Source organism: Zhongshania aliphaticivorans, assembly GCF_902705875.1.
Classification (GTDB): Bacteria; Pseudomonadota; Gammaproteobacteria; order Pseudomonadales; family Spongiibacteraceae; genus Spongiibacter; species Spongiibacter aliphaticivorans_A.
On the sequence record NZ_CACSIK010000001.1, the window covers coordinates 389,086 to 406,657 of the forward strand.

14 protein-coding genes are annotated in these 17,572 nt (G+C 44.4%); 10 read left to right on the forward strand and 4 right to left on the reverse strand.

Features of this window, described 5'->3' with window-relative positions; all coding sequences use genetic code 11:
• Positions 1-41 precede the first annotated feature (41 nt).
• From AELLOGFF_RS01845 to AELLOGFF_RS01855, 3 genes are all read left to right on the forward strand, one after another.
• On the forward strand, positions 42-1,334 hold the full coding sequence (locus AELLOGFF_RS01845; RefSeq protein ID WP_159267069.1) for an adenylosuccinate synthase: 1,293 nt from the start codon (positions 42-44) through the stop codon (positions 1,332-1,334).
• A 284-nt stretch (positions 1,335-1,618) separates the two neighbouring features.
• The gene (locus AELLOGFF_RS01850) at positions 1,619-3,310 is read left to right on the forward strand and encodes a hypothetical protein (RefSeq protein ID WP_159267070.1); all 1,692 of its coding nucleotides are present in this window, start codon (positions 1,619-1,621) and stop codon (positions 3,308-3,310) included.
• Between the two features lie 124 nt (positions 3,311-3,434).
• A complete protein-coding gene (locus tag AELLOGFF_RS01855) occupies positions 3,435-6,074 on the forward strand; it encodes a TonB-dependent receptor domain-containing protein (protein WP_159267071.1) in 2,640 nt (879 codons plus the stop codon).
• Positions 6,075-6,145: 71 nt separating this feature from the next.
• Here the strand turns inward: AELLOGFF_RS01855 and AELLOGFF_RS01860 are convergent, their stop codons facing one another.
• Positions 6,146-7,273 carry a tetratricopeptide repeat protein gene (locus AELLOGFF_RS01860; RefSeq protein WP_159267072.1) on the reverse strand — a complete coding sequence of 376 codons (1,128 nt, stop codon included), beginning with the start codon at positions 7,271-7,273 and terminating at the stop codon, positions 6,146-6,148.
• Between the two features lie 345 nt (positions 7,274-7,618).
• On the opposite strand from AELLOGFF_RS01860, the gene AELLOGFF_RS01865 reads away from it, so the two are divergent.
• Positions 7,619-8,056 (forward strand): OsmC family protein, encoded by a 438-nt coding sequence (locus AELLOGFF_RS01865; RefSeq protein WP_159267073.1) that lies wholly within the window; start codon positions 7,619-7,621, stop codon positions 8,054-8,056.
• A gap of 105 nt (positions 8,057-8,161) precedes the next feature.
• Here AELLOGFF_RS01865 and AELLOGFF_RS01870 read toward each other — a convergent pair whose 3' ends face one another.
• Positions 8,162-9,139 carry an NAD(P)H-dependent flavin oxidoreductase gene (locus tag AELLOGFF_RS01870; protein ID WP_159267074.1) on the reverse strand — a complete coding sequence of 326 codons (978 nt, stop codon included), beginning with the start codon at positions 9,137-9,139 and terminating at the stop codon, positions 8,162-8,164.
• A gap of 130 nt (positions 9,140-9,269) precedes the next feature.
• Here AELLOGFF_RS01870 and AELLOGFF_RS01875 point away from each other — a divergent pair, with 130 nt between their 5' ends.
• The gene (locus AELLOGFF_RS01875; protein WP_159267075.1) at positions 9,270-10,256 is read left to right on the forward strand and encodes a GlxA family transcriptional regulator; all 987 of its coding nucleotides are present in this window, start codon (positions 9,270-9,272) and stop codon (positions 10,254-10,256) included.
• A gap of 87 nt (positions 10,257-10,343) precedes the next feature.
• Here the strand turns inward: AELLOGFF_RS01875 and AELLOGFF_RS01880 are convergent, their stop codons facing one another.
• Positions 10,344-11,201, reverse strand: coding sequence for a putative RNA methyltransferase (locus AELLOGFF_RS01880; protein ID WP_159267076.1), 858 nt, complete (start codon positions 11,199-11,201; stop codon positions 10,344-10,346).
• Between the two features lie 1,013 nt (positions 11,202-12,214).
• Between AELLOGFF_RS01880 and AELLOGFF_RS01885 the strand changes: the two genes are divergently transcribed.
• The 5 genes from AELLOGFF_RS01885 (at position 12,215) to AELLOGFF_RS01905 (ending at position 16,023) form a co-directional block, all read left to right on the forward strand.
• Positions 12,215-12,517, forward strand: coding sequence for a DUF6966 domain-containing protein (locus tag AELLOGFF_RS01885; RefSeq protein WP_159267077.1), 303 nt, complete (start codon positions 12,215-12,217; stop codon positions 12,515-12,517).
• Positions 12,518-12,714: 197 nt separating this feature from the next.
• Entirely contained in the window at positions 12,715-12,927 is a 213-nt protein-coding gene (locus AELLOGFF_RS01890; protein WP_159267078.1) for a hypothetical protein, read from the forward strand.
• 131 nt (positions 12,928-13,058) lie between these two features.
• Positions 13,059-13,691: a hypothetical protein gene (locus AELLOGFF_RS01895; protein WP_159267079.1), complete on the forward strand. Its 633-nt coding sequence runs from the start codon at positions 13,059-13,061 to the stop codon at positions 13,689-13,691.
• Between the two features lie 743 nt (positions 13,692-14,434).
• Positions 14,435-14,998 (forward strand): type II secretion system protein G, encoded by a 564-nt coding sequence (locus tag AELLOGFF_RS01900; protein ID WP_159267080.1) that lies wholly within the window; start codon positions 14,435-14,437, stop codon positions 14,996-14,998.
• 575 nt (positions 14,999-15,573) lie between these two features.
• Complete coding sequence (locus AELLOGFF_RS01905; protein WP_159267081.1) at positions 15,574-16,023, forward strand: hypothetical protein; 450 nt, start codon at positions 15,574-15,576, stop codon at positions 16,021-16,023.
• A 43-nt stretch (positions 16,024-16,066) separates the two neighbouring features.
• On the opposite strand, the gene AELLOGFF_RS01910 is transcribed toward AELLOGFF_RS01905, so the two are convergent.
• Complete coding sequence (locus AELLOGFF_RS01910; protein ID WP_159267082.1) at positions 16,067-17,536, reverse strand: AAA family ATPase; 1,470 nt, start codon at positions 17,534-17,536, stop codon at positions 16,067-16,069.
• Positions 17,537-17,572: the final 36 nt, after the last annotated feature.

Below are 17,572 nucleotides of genomic sequence, written 5' to 3' on the forward strand. Positions count from 1 at the left end.
GTTGTGAGTCAGTGTATTAACCTTTATCCAGAGAAGCGGATATGAGCAAGAATGTAGTGGTGCTAGGCACTCAGTGGGGCGACGAAGGCAAAGGCAAGATCGTCGATTTACTTACCGATCAGGCAAATGCGGTTGCTCGCTTTCAAGGCGGACACAATGCGGGCCATACTTTAGTTATCGGTGGTGAAAAAACCGTATTACACCTTATTCCATCGGGCATATTGCGCGAAGGCGTGACCTGCTTAATTGGTAATGGCGTGGTGCTAGCACCAGATGCCTTACTAAAAGAAATGGGTCAGCTAGAAGAAAAAGGGGTTCCAGTGCGCGAGCGTTTACGCTTGAGCCCTGCTTGTCCTTTAATCCTTCCCTACCATATAGCCTTGGATCAAGCGCGTGAATTGGCGCGTGGAGAGGCAAAGATTGGTACCACGGGGCGTGGTATTGGTCCTGCTTACGAAGATAAAGTTGCGCGTCGCGGTTTGCGTTTGGGTGACTTGTACAACGCCGAGCGTTTTGCGACAAAGCTTAAAGAAGTGATGGAGTATCACAACTTTATGCTGACCTCTTATTATAAAGTTGACGCGGTTGATTACCAAAAGACACTGGATGACGCACTGCGAATGGCAGAAGAAATGCGCTCTATGGTAACGGATGTGACCAGCGCCCTGCATAAGTACCGTGAAGAGGGCGCGAATATTCTGTTTGAAGGGGCGCAGGGCTCTTTGCTGGATATTGATCATGGCACCTATCCCTTTGTAACGTCATCAAATACTACTGCTGGCGGCACAGCTACGGGCAGTGGTTTTGGTCCGCTATATCTTGATTACGTGCTAGGTATTACCAAGGCGTATACAACTCGTGTTGGCAGCGGCCCGTTTCCAACTGAGTTGTTTGATGACACCGGTGCCTACTTGGCCAAAAAAGGCCATGAATTTGGCGCGACTACGGGTCGTCCTCGTCGCTGCGGTTGGTTCGACGGTATTGGTTTACGCCAAGCTGTTCGTATTAATAGTGTGACGGGCTTGTGCTTAACCAAGTTAGACGTGTTAGATGGTTTGGACACGGTGCGTATTTGTGTTGATTACAAAAATGCTGCAGGCGAATCTATTGCGGCTCCCTTCGACTGTGAAGATTACGACACCATCACGCCAATCTATGAAGATATGGCTGGCTGGTCGGAATCAACCTTCGGTGCTAAATCCCTAGATGAGCTGCCTGAAAATGCACGCGCTTATATCCGTCGGATTGAAGAAATAGTCGGCGTGCCAATTGATATCATCTCTACCGGCCCAGATCGCGTTGAAACCATTGTGTTGCGACATCCGTTTGGCTAGTTATTCTGGATAGCGTGTCGTTGAAATTAAATACCGCTCTCGTTAGCGGTATTTTTTTGCCTGCGGATTTGTTGAGGCGTTGCTAATTCAAGCGCAATGGCTGAAGTCTGCATTTTGTGTGGAATATCGTCGGGTATTTCCAGTAAATCCAAGTTGGTTTATCTGTTGCAACTGTAACAATTCTGAAACATAGCGTTCATATAGCTGTCACCAAGTCACCCTACCATACCCTTCATAAATTCAATCCTAGAAAATCCTTAGAGTTGGTTTCGGAGATAGTCCTTATGAAAAAGCTTTTTGCACTGACAGCAATGTCATCAGCGTTACTATTAGCAGCATGTGGCGGTGGTGATATTAACCTAAGCCCAACTACTGTTGATAATAGCCAAGATAATAGCGTAGATAACAGCAATAGTGGCGGCGGTGTTTCAAATCCATGTGCTTCTTACGTGGAAAATGGCTCAACTTTCCAGGGCCAAGTTGTTGGAGCTGATTGTTTCTACGCTGCTAGCTTTGTTAGTTCAACTAACCCAATTACTGCAGATGAAGTGACTTTTGCCGCTATCTCAGGTGTGCACGAATTTGCTGACAGCCTTTTCATTGGTGAAGACGTAGATGCCCAAGACGCATTGGCGGGTACACGTATTCCTCAGGAAGGTGAAGGCACTAAAATGAACATCGAAGCTGGTGTGACTATGGTGTTTAAACGCCCTGATAGTTATATCCGTATAGCGCGTGGCTCACAAATATTTGCAAACGGTACATCTGGTGCACCAATCATCTTTACAGCTGATGAAGACATCGATGGCACTGCAACTGAAGATGATCGCGGTCTTTGGGGTGGTTTCCAAATGAACGGTAATGGCATGAGTAACAAGTGTCATGACGGTACAGCAACGGGTTCAGGTAATGGCGCAGTTAGCGACTTCGACGCAACAGCCAATAACGTTCATAACTGTAACCAAGTTTCAGAAGGTCAGCCTGGCAGTTACGGCGGCAATAACAACGCTGAAAGCTCAGGTGTTATGGAATACGTAGTTGTTAAATACGCTGGATTTGAAGTTGTCGATGGCAGCGAGCTAAATGGTTTCACCTTTAACGGTGTAGGTAGCGGTACTACTTTAAGCTACTTACAGGCTTACACAACTAAAGATGATGGTTTTGAATTCTTTGGTGGTGCGGTAAATGCTGATCATTTAGTTGCGGTAAACGTGGGTGACGATTCAATCGATTACTCTGAAGGTTATAACGGCATGATTCAGTATGCTGTTGTTGTTCATACTTCTGGCTCTAACCGTTGTATCGAAGCAGATAACACTGGTGAAGGTCGTGGTGACGGTATTACACCAACTACGAATATGATCATTTCAAACATGACATGTATTACTACTGGTGTTGACTCTAACAATGGAACAAACGCTACTTCTAAGGGTGATTCTGAAGGCGTATTGTTCCGTGAAGGTGCATTTTTCCAAATGTACAACTCTGTCGTAACGTCTAACGCAGTTGACATGGAAAGTAATGAGTGTTTTGAGCTAGATAACACCGAAGGTCCAGAAACAATTGAAGCGGCCAAAACCGAAGTGAGCAAAGCAAGCAGTAATGTAATTGCCTGTGGGGAAGCACTTAAAACAAGTAATGCAACGGATAGTTTTGATCTTGAAAGCTGGTTATCAGGTGGCGGTGAAAATGCAGATACTCCGGTAAATGGCAATGAGAATAACGTTGTTCTAACTGGTGCGGATGTTCCTTCTACAAGCTTGATTGTTGGCGGTGTGGGTACACGTGGTTACCTAGTTGAAGAAAGCCTGACTGATGCAGCAGGTACAGTGATCTTTGACCAAGCTACACAGTTGACTGATGTTTCAGCAATCGATGCTTACTTTGAAAATCCTACTTACATTGGCGGTGCGAATGCTGGTGATGATTGGTTGTCTGGTTGGACTGTAGGCCTAAGCGCTCCACTAGTTCCCTAAGTAACTTCACTATCCCCCGAAAGGGCGCGGGCCTAACTAAATTAGATAAGGCCCGCAAGAATAGAAAGCGCTAGAACGCCCTCCATTCGAGAGGGCATTTTCCTGAGCACTTAGGATCATGATTATGCTAACTAAACAATTTGCGCGGAAGCAGCTTTCTTTAGCTGTAGCATTGGCGACCACTGGGATGGTGTCGAATGCTATAGCTCAAGAGGCAGTGCCGGAGCAAAGTGAGCAGTTCTCGCCATCTTCGTTGGAAGAGGTTGTAGTAGTTGGACGCCTACAAAGCGTTGCAGCCTCTCTTGATGATGAGCGGTTAGAATTACCTTACTCTGCAGATTTTCTTGGCTTTGAAGCCATTTCTAGAGCTGGTGATAGCACCATCGGCGCGGCTTTACGTCGTGTTACTGGTGTGACACTGGTTGATAATAAGTTTATATACATACGTGGTTTAGGTGAGCGTTACAGTAACGTTACTGTTAACGGGGCGGCAGTGCCTTCACCAGACTTAGCACGTAGTGTTATTCCTCTTGATTTATTTCCTTCTAGTATCGTTGAATCGCTAAAAGTTCAAAAATCATGGGGGCCAGAGTTGCCTGCTAATTTTGGCGGCGGTGCTATTGATATTCGTACCCGTAGTGTACCTTCTGGGCCTGTTGCCTCGGTTAGTATCGGTAAGGGAATGAATACCGAGAGTAAAGATGGTTTAGCCCATTTAGATAATTCAGGTTCAATGCCGCAGGCGATTAAAGATGCAATTGGCCGCTATAAAGGTGACTTAACCTCAAGTAATATTTATGACATTGAAGTTGCTGAAGGTAACGCCATTACTCGTGACGAAGCCGAGCAAATCCAACGTAACTTAATACTGTCTTTAAACCGCAAAGTGGCTATGAGTCAAGATAGTTTGGATCGTGACCGTGATCTAAAAGTCGATCTTGGCAATGCTTGGGATGTAAGCGATGCTTTAGTGCTGGGCGCATCAGTTAGTGCGGCTTACGATGATGAGTATCGTAATAAGGATCAAACTAAGCGCAGTATTGGTAGCCCCGAGACGAGTTTTTCAGAATCTCAGCGTACGGTTTATGAAGAGCGTAAGACTATTGCTGTGGTGCTGGGGGCAGAATATGCCGATGATAACTCTGTTCAGCTAAGTCATTACCTTATTAAAAATCATCAAGACGAAGCGCGTTATACAGAAGGTTATAGTAATAACAACCAGGTGTCTGATGATCGCCCTGATGTTGATTATGTAACTCGCAAGGAAGAGCGTGAGCTTGAATTGACGCAGATATCAGGTAGTCATCGTCTTGGTGAGTTCTCGCCTCTTTCTGCGTTAGAGATGCTGAGTCTAGATTGGTTTTACTCGGATGCACAAGCAACGACGGAAGTACCAAGTGGTGCTAGTTTTGTTGGTACAATTGATCGTACGACTGACCCAGAAACCCCCTTTATTTCTCAATCTGCGTCTTCAGGACAGTTTGCCTTTTTGTCTTTAGAAGATAACGTAGAAAGCTGGGGTGGGCGAGCGGAGCTTCCCATTGATATTGATGGTCGTGAGCTTGTCGTCTCTGGTGGTTGGTGGAACTCAGAAAAGTCCCGTGAATACTTAGGCTACACAGTCAATGTTGGTACGAATGCAACTGTGGGAACGCCGCAGTCTGTATTCTCAGATGACCGAATTAATGACTTAAATAATACCTTTGATATTACTCTTGGTACCGGTTTTGGTAACGAAAGTTACGTTGCTGGTCAAAAGATTGGCGCATTTTTTGGTGGTCTTGATTTCCGGATGACTGAAGAATGGCGAGTCACGGTAGGTGCACGCTGGGAAGAATATCAACAAGCGGTACTGCCGGTTAACTTGCTTGATTTTACAGGTGTATTTAATCAGCAGCTGGCTCAGCAATTGCAAGACCCTGATCAAACATTTGCTATTCAGAATGACGATATTTACTCAAGCTTTGCGCTTACTTATTCAGGCTATAACTTTTTAGCATCTGAAGAGTTTCAAGTTCGCTTTAGTGTGAGTGAAACTGTTGTGCGTCCTGATCTTCGTGAATTGGCAGATGTCGCTTATATTGACCCTGAGTTAAGTGTGCGTGTATTTGGTAATCCGGCTTTGGAATCTACACAGATACGCAACTTTGATTTGCGCGGTGAATTCTATTATGAGGGCGGCGATAACTTCACAGTTTCGTTGTTCTATAAAGATTTAGAGTTGCCGATTGAACAGGTTGAAGGCGCAGGTTCAGATGATGACACGGTACTAACATACCTAAATGGCGATAGCGGTGAGATATACGGTATTGAATTTGAAGGTTTAAAAACCTTGCCAGCAGGTTTGTTCTTGTCCGGTAATGTGACGGTGAGTGATTCTGAAATAACCATCACAACTAATAATGAAGTCACCAATACTGAACGTCGTTTGACGGGGCATTCTAAATACGTGGTTAATGCTTCTCTAGGCTACGATTCGCCAGATGAAAAGCATAGTGCTTCTCTACTATACAATGTGTCTAGTGAACGTATCTTTTTTGCCGGTACGTCGGGTAACGATGATGCATTTGAACAGCCATTTGGTTCTTTGGATGTGATTTATAATTATTACCCTACTGAAACTTTGTCGTTGAAAGTGAAGGTCTCGAATCTATTAGATTCTAGTCGTGAATTTGAACAGCAGAACAGTAGTGGAACTAATGTAAAAATTCTTGAGCAAGACGTGGGCAGAAGTATTGGCCTTAACTTAAGCTGGAAGTATTAATGGATTAGTTTTATAGGTAATAAGTAAAAGGATTTACTGAATAGGGCGCCGTGAGGCGCCTTTTTTATTGCTTAATTTGATTGTAATTTCAATCTACTTGCCTTGTCAGAAAACTGTTGTGCGCGTACTAACTTTCCTTGTCTAAAATAAATTAAAGAGGCAAACCGATAGAAACGGTATTCCTTTTTGTCTAAGCGAATTGCTTGTTGTATGAGATCAAGTGCTTTGTCAAAGTCGCCAGTTTCGTATTCGGCCTTAGCGCGGCTATATAGCCAGAAGGGGTTCTTTTTACGGAAGCGTTCGGTAATTTTTTCTAGTGTTCGCGCTTTATCTTTTTGCCCTTGCTCTCTATATAGACGGCTTAAACTACTCATTGCCACCTGGTCGCTAGGGTTTAGCGTTAGCGCCTGACGATAAGCGGTTTCGGCGTCGACGTTACGCTCTTTACGTCGTAAAAGGGTGCCAAGGTTTCCCCAAATATGGCTGGCTCTCGGATCGAAATAAAGCGCCCGCTGAAAATAGAGAAGCGCTTTGTCGTTATTGCCTGTATTCATAAATTCGGCACCACGATTGTTATAAAACTGTGCTGCCGCTTCTTGCTCTGAAACAAGGTGCTGTGGATAGTGATATTCGTAATTGTCGACACTTAGATCGACAACTTCTTTATCGTCATTGCCAAAATCAACAACGGCATTGATATGTTTGTAAAACACCATGCTATTGTCGGTGATCATGTCCCAGCTAGGGGGTATCGTTACTTCGTTGTAGTAAACGTTGAGGTTTGCCTCACGAGCTAATGCAATAAATAACGAAGTAAGAGACAGGCAGTTACCTGTGCGTTGTAAAAAGGTATCGGCAGCGTTGAGGGTAATACCGGGATCGTATTTTAGGCCTAGCTGAGAGGGCCTTACCATACTATCTAATAAATAAGTTAGCCGTGACCGTGGGGATAAGGCGGCAGGAACATGTTCGTGCACAAATTGACGCATTTGCTCATTTAGTTCAAGAATGTTTTCTTCAGGATAAAGACTGATGTCAATAGGGTTCTTGTTTTGCTCGGTGCTTAACAATGCCTCAATTTGACTGCTTTTTGGTGGGGCAATATTAATAGATGCTGTGCTGATTGTGTCCACACTGCTGCAGGCAGCTAAGCTGCTTAAAATGGCTACGGCAATGATGTTTTTTGAGAATACTGGCATTTTTTATTACTGCTTATTTATTAAAGACAATAGTACAACGACCTTATAGGTTGCGCTGTTCCTATAGGTCTAACTATAGACTGAATATGCTGGGTAATCTTGTTTGGAAAACAATAAATTTGCCTAATTGATGTAGAAAATGTATCAGCATAGAAACTATCTTGGGTTTGGTAATTAACTTGCCTTATTTGCAGTGTGTTTGCTTGGGTATGTCAAATATTAGTTGATTTGTGTCAAAGAGCAGCTATAGCTGAGGTGTTACGATAACTGTAGAAAGTAACGGCTGCGATTGTCAGTTATGTCTAATATTTAAATGATAAATTTTCAGTGTGAGAGGGTCGTGTTATGGAAAGTCTGCCACATCAGTATTCAGTCTCCGTCAATGCAGAAAAAGAAAATGAACTAGAGACCACTGCGCCACATTTGCCCACCTTATTGGTGGCACCTCCGAGTCAATTTGATGGTCCCGGTGATAAATGGTCACCTGAAGAGTTGTTATTGGCCGCAGTGGCTAATTGTTATGTCTTATCCTTTCGGACTGTTGCTGGTATAGCAAAGTTGGACTGGTTACATATTGAGTGCACGACAGACGGCGTTCTCAATAAGGTTGAGAGAAATATGCTGTTTACAGATATTGTGACGAAGGTGACATTGATAGTGGCAGAAGAAAGTCTGCGCCCTAAGGCCGAAAAGTTACTTAAGAAGGCAGAGCAAGTTTGCCTTGTGAGTAACTCCCTGCTATCCACAAAACACCTTGAAATAGAGGTTGTGGTTGGTGGTTAGGCTTATTTTACTCCAAGTTAGGTCTGGTGCTTATTTGTCCTTGCTGGAAGTGAGAAAAGGCCCACGGCGTATTTTGTCTAGTTAACGCCGTAGGCTATTTACCCCTTATTTATGTTTGGCTAAAGCGGCGTGGTACTCTTCAATTAATGTAGAAACCAGTTCAGCCGTAGTGGGAATATTGTCGATAGCCCCAACACCTTGGCCGGCAGACCAAATTTGTTTCCATGCGCCACCGGCTTTTTCTCCCGCTTTATTATCTGCGTCTACTTCTAACTCCTGACCAAAATCGATATCCGTTTTGGGAGCGAGATTATTGGGATCTAGCCCGGCTTGCTCAATACTGGGTTTAAGGAAGTTGGCATAAACACCAGATATATTGGGTGTATAGATAATATCGCTAGACTGGGAGCTAGCAATCATCGATTTGTAATCTTCTTGAACAAGGCTTTCTTGAGTGTTTATGAAGCGAGTCCCCATATAGGCAAGGTCAGCGCCCATAACTTGCGCTGCAGCGATGTCACTGCCTTTTGAAATTGCGCCGGCGAGAAGCAAGGTTTTGTCGAAAAAGGCTCTTATTTCGGCTACTAAAGCGAAGGGGTTGGTGGTGCCTGCATGGCCACCGGCGCCGGCACATACAGCAATCAGACCATCAACGCCGGCATCGGCTGCTTTACGTGCGTGACGGGCGTTAATAACGTCGTGAAATACCACGCCACCGTAACCATGAACAGCATCAATGACAGATTTAACAGCGCCTAAAGATGTAATGATGATCGGAACTTTATGCTTTACGCACAGTGCTAAGTCAGCTTCTAAACGCGGGTTGGTTTTATGTACTATTAAGTTAACCGCAAACGGTGCAGCCTTTTTACCGGTACTGGCTTCAAATTCACTCAATGCACTGTTGATGGTATTTAACCAGTCTTCAAAGCCATCGCTAGTACGCTGATTAAGTGCTGGGAATGTCCCTACCATGCCAGCTTTGCAGGTTTCTATGACAAGTTCAGGGCCTGAAGCTAGAAACATGGGGGCGGCAACGGCGGGCAATTGCAATTTATTTTCTAATAGCTCGGGTAGTGCCATGGCTGTGCTTCTCTTTATAGTGGGTTTGATTGCTTATTACTTTAAGTATTTGGCCTTGCTTATTAAAGTGTCGACATTGACATTATTTGTGCTGATAATGACAAATACCAGAAGTTGCTAAGAGTTTGTAATGCCTAAGGTATACACCATAGCCTATGAAAATTGTTACGCCGGCAGCCTAGCAAATCCTCAAGATTTGTTTACGGTGGCCAACTCCCACTGGCGTGAACAGTATCAGCGCTCAGAGGGAGGGTTTGAATGGGAAGTGCTTTCTGAGCATGGTGATCCGGTAAAGACTGCCTCTGGTCTACGAGTTGCGGTAGATGGTGCTTTAAAAGACGTGGAACCTGGAAGTATCGTTATTGTTCCTGCAATGAATTATCCGGGGGGCAAAGCGTTTAGTGCCAAATTACTCGCTTTGCGAGGAGTAATTGATTGGCTGCGTCGCCAATATGCTAACGGGTGTATCATCAGCGCCCATTGCACAAGTAGCTTTGTGGTTGCTGAAACAGGTTTGTTGGACGGGTTAAGCGCCACGACAAGTTGGTGGCTAGCCACCCAGTTTAGTCAGCGTTATCCGTCAATTTCTCTCAGTGCGGGTCAGCTGGTTGTTGAAAATGAGCGCTTAATTACGGGTGGTGCTAATGGCGCCGAAGTGCTTTCTGGTTTATTGCTGGTGGATCGTTTTATGGGTAAAGCGATGGCCTCGCTCTGTGCCAAGACACTATTAGTTGATACTAATATGACCCAACAAACCCCCTACCTTATTTTGCCGCAGCAGCCTGATCACAATGATGCTTTGGTGTTGTCTGTGCAAGATAGGCTTGAGAAAAATTTAGCGGAACCCTTTTCTTTAGAAGCATTAGCCCAACAATGTCATGTAAGCACTAGAACCTTAATGCGCCGATTTAAAGCGGCAGTGGGAGATACCCCAAATAGCTACCTGCAAAGTTTGCGTATTGAGGCAGCAAAAAAATTATTGGAGAGCACCGGCTTGTCTGCGGAGCTAGTGATGCAGCGAGTTGGCTATGTTGACGCAAGTTCTTTTAATCGTTTGTTTCTCAGAAAAACGGGGTTAACACCAAGGGCATATCGGCAAAAGTTTGCCTACTTATAACAAGCTTGAAGTAGCTAGGTAAGTTATAGATTGGCTAGGGTTAGTCCTTTGAGTATTCAAGTGAACAGCGCCAATTGGATTGTAGTGTTAACAATTGCTCTGGCTGATAACACGAATAAGTACATCCCCCGTAATAGTAATGTCATGTAGCTGGGCGGCGCGGTCACGGCCTTCTTTGCTGGCGCGATATAAATGAGGAGTCATCACCAGTAATTGCTCACATTGCATGGCATTAATGACTGGGCTTGTAAATTGCACTTTTTGGCTCACGCTTAGCTGCCAGTTATCGTCAAGTGCTGGGCTTATATCTGCTGGCGGGCTGCGGCGTACATCGTCGTAAATAGCACTGCGTAATTCAATCAGGTGCTCAGTTCCTGGATCGGCCATGACAATATGGCCGCCAGGTTTTAGTACCCGCTTAAATTCGCTGTAAACCGGAAAGCCAAAAGTACATAACACAATATCTTGGCTTTGGTCTGGTAGCGGAATTTGGCGGTTGCTGGCGACCAAGCCATTGAGTTTAGGATTGCGGATTTTACAACTGCGTACTGCCCATTTTGAAATATCTAAGCCGGTTGCTTGAAGCTGGATATCTTTTGTTAGTAAGGCATCGCATACGGAATTAAGGTAATACCCCTCACCGCAGCCGGCATCTAAAATCGCGAGTTGATCTTGGTCGCCACAAAGAGCGTTTACCGTGTTGGCCAGTGCTTCGGCAATGGGGTTATAAACACCACTGTTTAAAAAATCCCGGCGTGCTGCAATCATTTCCTTGCTATCACCTGGGTCTTTAGATTTTTTGTTTTGCACAGGTAGAAGATTGACATGGCCTTGCTTGGCAATATCAAAACAATGGTTGTTCTCACATCGCCACGTATTTCCAGTTTGTAGTAATACCTTCTGGTCGAGGGGGCATACTAGTTGAGTGAGAGGCAGTAAGGGCATGGGGATTCCGTGTGTTTTATGTATTATACAGAGGGGCAATTTGCCGAAATTGATTGTCTAGGATTATATCTGTGGGGATATGAGTCTAGCCTAGGGTAATCTAATTTGGCTAAGGAGCAAAACAAAATTGAATTTGTAAGACTGTTGTAACGACCCGCTGGCAATCTTCACTGGGAATCAACAATTCCAAGGGATGGAGAAGGAGCTCGGCGGTTTTCTATTCTGGGCTGGGGAATCGAGATAAAGCAGAATCGTTTGCTGTATTAAACGGACTTTCTACGCTGGAGATGGCGCAGGGAGGGAAATGGTTAGATGGGCAAAGTCTTTTTGGGCCAGACAGTTCCTTGACAACGGATCAGGCTACCGATATCTGGACACGCTTATCGCAAAGGTTTGCGGAAGAGGCTTCAGGACTGCTGTTTGATTTGTAGAGGGAGCAAGGTTTGAAGGCATTTTTAATACAATTGAGTTTTCGGCTCTCTAAGCAAACCCGGATATAGTAAATGTTCTGACGGAAGTTTTTAGTGTGTTTACAAAAATAAGTCCTCAGAAAGTGCGTCACACCTCTGGGTATATAGTGCAAGTTATAGATAGATTCCACGTCGAGTATATTCATGGAAATAATAGGGCCGTTGCCGAAGTGGAATTCGCACCAATAGTCGGTTTATACAGAAATAGCTTAATTATACTAAGTGGTCTTTAGGGCGATAGGGACGTTATTCTAAAGAAAATTGTATCGGGCTTGGACGAAATGGGAGCGGCAGTTGAGATATGCTAGAACGAAATACTCACCGTCTATCTATCAGCATTTGGTTCACAGCTGTTCAGCTTCTTAAGCTTTGCGCTATTGCCCAATTGGCGTAAGGCCTAAAATATCTGAGTAACTACTAATCCCATCAGGCACTACTATATTTGAAGGCTTTGCGGTGGCGCATTGGGTGGGGTTTGGAGAGCTAATGGGGTGGGGGAAGTTAAATTTACATCTCGGGTATTGATACAAGTTGGATAAAGTAATGCTAAATATTTATTTGGATGAATTGCATGCGCTATTAGAGTCAGTTGGCGAGAAAAAATGGGGAGAAAAATTTAAATATGTCTCAAGCGAGAGCGTTCTGGATAATCGTAGGCAATACCTAGAAAAAATTATTGGTCTCTATGGTGGGGCTGGCTCTCTCAATGATTTGATGATCTCGGAATTGAACGGCCATACTATCGGATGCGGTTCTGAGTCAGCCTTGAATAAGGACATGAATTATTTACGAAGTAAGATTTATAACTTGGCGAAGAAGGAGCTTCGTGAGTTAGTTGATTTATGATGATTTAATGAAATAATTTCAGGCGTTTGCAGTCGATTGGCGTGGATTTGTTTGCATTCACGTGATAATCAGCGAGGCGTTAGCGTATACACTTTTGCGCCTGGAAATGTAACTTGCACGTCGCTATAGGGAAGTTGTGATGAAGTTACGGGAAGAACAATCCACTGGTCGGTACTGACCCCAGCGGTTATGATTTTTTGAACGAAGTATTTGACGATTTCCTCGGTCTTGACCACGTTAATCCACAATTGGCACAGATGGTCGTTGGTGTTGCCTCAATCTACTGTGGAGCTGCTTACGCTGCTTGTGTTGGGGCTGGAACAGCTGCAATTGCCAGTGGAAATGGGGCGTCAACTGCAGATGCCCTGCAAGCTGGAGTGATTGCAGGTGTTTCGGCGGCTGCATTCTAGGCCGTAGCTCAAGGGTATTCTGGAGCGGATTGGGCAACGACTGGTGGCAGTATCGGTATTGGCGGAGGTGCCTATCTCAATGCTGGAGGTTTTGCTGCACTCATGGCAACTCAGGGAGCCGTTGGGGCGTCATGTCTGTACTGCAAGGCGGCAAGTTTGGACACGGCTTTGCTTCAGCAGGGTTTTCGAAACTCGCATCTCCGTTCTTGCCGACAACCGGCATTGGGTTCGAAGGATTAGACATCGGTCAGGTGACTGCTGCTGCAATTATCGGTGGTACAGCCAGCGAACTAAGCGGTGGGAAGTTCGCTAATGGGGCAGTGACTGCTGCATTCGTAAACTTGTTTAATCAGCAGCGGGCGGGGTATTTGGAAAGAGGTAGGAAAATGGATCGGGAGGAGTATGATTCGCTTTACAGGCTAGGTAAAAGAATTAGCGCTTGGTTTGGCGGTAGATACTCCGACATGAGTCGGCCTAACGCGGCGAATTACTTCCGGGATGGAAGTCGCCCCCCATGCATGACTGGCGAATGTTCTATGAACATAGCAAGCGTACCTGCCGATAGTCCGAATAGGCTTGCATATGATCTTGCTGTCGATAAAAGTCTCGCGAATATCGGGAAGGCAACATTGTCTGCTTTGGGCCCCGTTGGTGCTATTAGTTCTAGCTGGGTTATCTATAACTCTGTAATGGCAAATCCAACAATGGTTGAGGTTGAGGTTGAGGTTGAGGTTGAGGTTGAGGTTGGGGTTGGCTTCCTTTGACGGAATGTTACCCGGAGTCCCCGCAGGGGGGGCAGCATCTGCCGGTTGGTTTTTTGGAACATTCACAGGAATCGAACCGGCAGAATGGTTAAGGTAATGGAAAACAAGTCATCTAAGATCGAGCTAGCTCTACCTTTTATTATTACTGTTTTTATGGGGGGCACGGGAATCCGGTTGTGGTTCCAAGAATGCATCTCGACTAATAACGGAACGGTATGTTTTGGCGAGTGGCACAAGCCAGCAGGAATATTGTTAGTTTCTATATCTATCGTTTGTGCCTATTGGATTTATCGAGGTATATTCAAAAAGCCAAATGAATAAAAAAGGTAAACATATATGACCCCTATACTTCCAGGAGAGACTGCAAAGTGAGCAAGAATTTCTGAAGAGGTCGGAGCGATATAGGTAGATGTTGATATGAATAAGATGTCGTTTAAAATCAAAAGCCTACGTACTCTGGTCTTGTTGATACTTGCTAGCCTTACGGGATGTATGCAGCTTGGTAGTAAACCTTTTTCAATTCCTGAAAATGCATCCTTCTGTATATCAGATGGCGTGTAGTGGCACACTAAATTTGGCCACCTAATTAGAGGTGATAAACTCACCGTCATTAACTAGGTGCCATTTATGTCTAAAAGAATCAGACCCACATACTCCCCAGAATTTAGACTCGAAGTAGCCCAGGAAGTTGTCGATAAAGGGCGCGGTATTCGAGATATTTGAAAAGAAGAGTGAAATATTCAATGAGTGACGAAAAAGAAAGGTTAGGAAGTTTCCCATTTGTCCTTGGGGGGATGTCTTTTATTCCTATGGTTGGAGTGGTATTTGGTATTGTTTCAATTGGTTGGGGGCTGTTTTCAAAAAGAAAGGGCGGGAAAAAATTAGCCCTCATAGGGCTGGGAGGCATTTTATTTACAGTGCTATTGTATTTTGGACTATTTCTTTTTGGTTTAGTGATGCGGGGGGAGGGTGGTAGCTTCTTGAAGAAGATATTTCCAAGCATGGCATTAAATTCTTTGGTTCATGCTGTCGAGGTGTATAAAGACCAGCATGGTGAATATCCAGAGTCATTGGAAGCTCTTATGCAGTTAGCGCCTGAGAATTCGAGTTTTACTGTGTTGGTATCTAAGGGCGGTGTATTAGGCGGGAGTTCACAGTATTATTATGAAGTAGTAGACGCCGATCATTACTACTTATTGGATATGGGAAAGGATGGCAAACCGTTTACGTTTGATGATATTTTTCCAAATGAGCAGTTATCGCGACAAGGCAGAACTGGTTTGATGAAAAAAAATAACTTGAATTAAGGGTTAAAAATATTAATTTCCAGTTTAGTAGTAATGGTTTCATACAATAGGGAAGATTATACGGCGACGAATTTTTCGGGAAAGTTATTGCGGGCTTTGCGGGCGTGATTTGAGTATGACCGATTGCGACTTTCCCAGTAGGTAATGATAGTGAAATTACGGGGGTGTACGATCTGCTAAGTTACTTCACTAGAATGGGCTGCTGTGAATGTTAGCGCAGGTTTGACTGTTGGGTCTTTAGTCTGGGGTCCGATTGGTGTTGTTTCAGGTGTCAGGAGTTCTATTATAATCGGAGTGTTGGTGATTATACAGCCAATGAAAGTGGTTTTAATTTTGATCTTTTCAATTTTTCCTCGGCTTTTGACCCTGAGCATAAGGGGAAGTTTGGTTTTAATGTTTAGGCAGTTGCTAGTTATGAGTTTGGCGGGTCTATTGAATGGTCGTCTTTTAGAAGCTTTTTTAGGCTAGATACACTTGGTTTAGATTATACCGCGTCTGGGTTCTAATTTTTTTGTAAAGGAAAGTTTGTTTTATGTCCTAGGGGCTGGGATAGAATTTTGATAAAGGTTTTTTCGATGATTTCAAAACGATATGCGTTTACGGCTATGAGTAGTGGGTTATACTTATTTAAGTGGTTGATACTGTTATTCGAAGATGTTGATGAATTAATGGGGCGGAAAAAATACAATATTAAAGTAATTACAAGGATTATAGCGTTTTCGTTATTTGTATATATTTCACTTCTAGTATCAAGCTTTTGGTTTTTTTTCAACGAAAGTGAATTTTTTTCTTCTATTGAAATTGCTAAAATTTTGCTTTATATGAGCTTGCTATTATTTTTTTCTCTTGCATTATTGTTGGTTGTTATTTACAGGGATGTATTGGTAATTCAAAGCAAGAAAATTAATATTACTGGTATACTTTTAATTGTTGGCTTAACCTTTTTCTTTTATAGCTCATTTCCTTATGTTCAAGAGGAAATTAACGATCTTAAATACCCAAGAGATGAAATCAGTAAAAGATAAAAGTAGTTTATAGGTGGTTTAGTATGGGTTTAGGTGATAGAAATTAATCACTCGCCACCGCTCGACTCTGACACCAGTGCCTTAGCGCATTAATATCTTCGCTCATGGTAATGGATAAGGGCACGGTATTACTGATCTCATGCAGGATGTGCGCTGTCGTTAATTGCTCATTGCGGGCATTGGCGGAATAGCGTGCCGCTACAATGGCTTGTTCTATTTCTGCACCAGTGAAGCCGTCGCTGGCACTGCTGAGCTCGGCGCAGCGGAAGTTTTTGAGTTCATAGTTGCGCTTTTTAAGGTGAATAGAAAAAATATCTTGGCGGACGTTTTCTGAGGGCAGGTCAACAAAGAAGATTTCATCGAGCCGGCCTTTGCGTATCAGTTCAGGTGGTAGGCGTTGAATGTCGTTGGCGGTAGCGACGATAAAGACGGCGTGTTTATGCTCTGCCATCCAGGTTAATAAAGTCGCTAAAATACGTCGCGAGGTGCCTCCGTCGTGGGCATCGCTGCCTATTCCTTTTTCAATTTCATCTATCCACAATACACAGGGCGACATGGTTTCTGCCAGCGCTAATGCCTCGCGGACATTGCGTTCTGATTCGCCAAAGAATTTATTGTAGAGCGCGCCCATGTCCATTTTTAATAGTGGCAAACCCCATAAACCGGCCACGGCTTTAGCGGCTAGACTTTTACCACCGCCCTGCACACCCACAAGCATAATGCCTTTGGGTGAATCTTCGCCGTGATGGTTAAAGGCTTGTTCGCGCTTGCTTAACCAGCTTTTAAGTTTGGACAGGCCGCCGACTTGGCCGAAGTTGGTGGTGTCGTATTCAAAACTCAATACGCCATCCATGTCTAGTAATTCAAATTTGGCTTTGTTGACGGCGCTGATGTCCGAGTGGGTGATGGCACCGTCTTGAAAGATGGCGCCACGAGCTAGTTTGCGTGCGTCTTCTATCGGTAGGCCACGAAGATTGTTCACCAGTTTATTAAGGGCGTCTCGATCCGTTTTAACTTTACGGCCTTTAGCGTTGCTGAAATCTTGCGCTTCTTTATAAACAGCGGCGCGAAGCTTGTGATCTTGTGGCATGGACAAGCTAAAGCGTGCGCTGTGACGTTTGAATTCACTAGGGATGTCTATGGCGTGGCTGATGAGTATTAAGCATTGGCCGGTGTCCTCGGCATTTTGAGCGATATCTTTTATAAGTCGTACAATGCGGGGCTCATCGCCAAGAAAAGGGTGGAGGTCGCAAAGGGCGTAAATACCCGCCAGACTGCCACTGCGAATATGTTTAAGCGCAGCCTCGGGTTCGGCGGTGAGGGGATTGTTGGCGTCTTGCTCATAATCGCTGCGGCGTAGACCGTCAGTGATTGACCAGGCAAAGACCGGCAGTCCCAATTGAATGCCGAGCTTAGCTAATAGTGTTAAAGCCCGTTTTTCTTCCCATGTTTCTATGATGATAATTGGAATTCGCGATTCAATAATTAGACGTAGATCGTGACTGTCATTCATAGGCGGTAAACTTCTGTCCCTGAGCTTGGCGGGTTA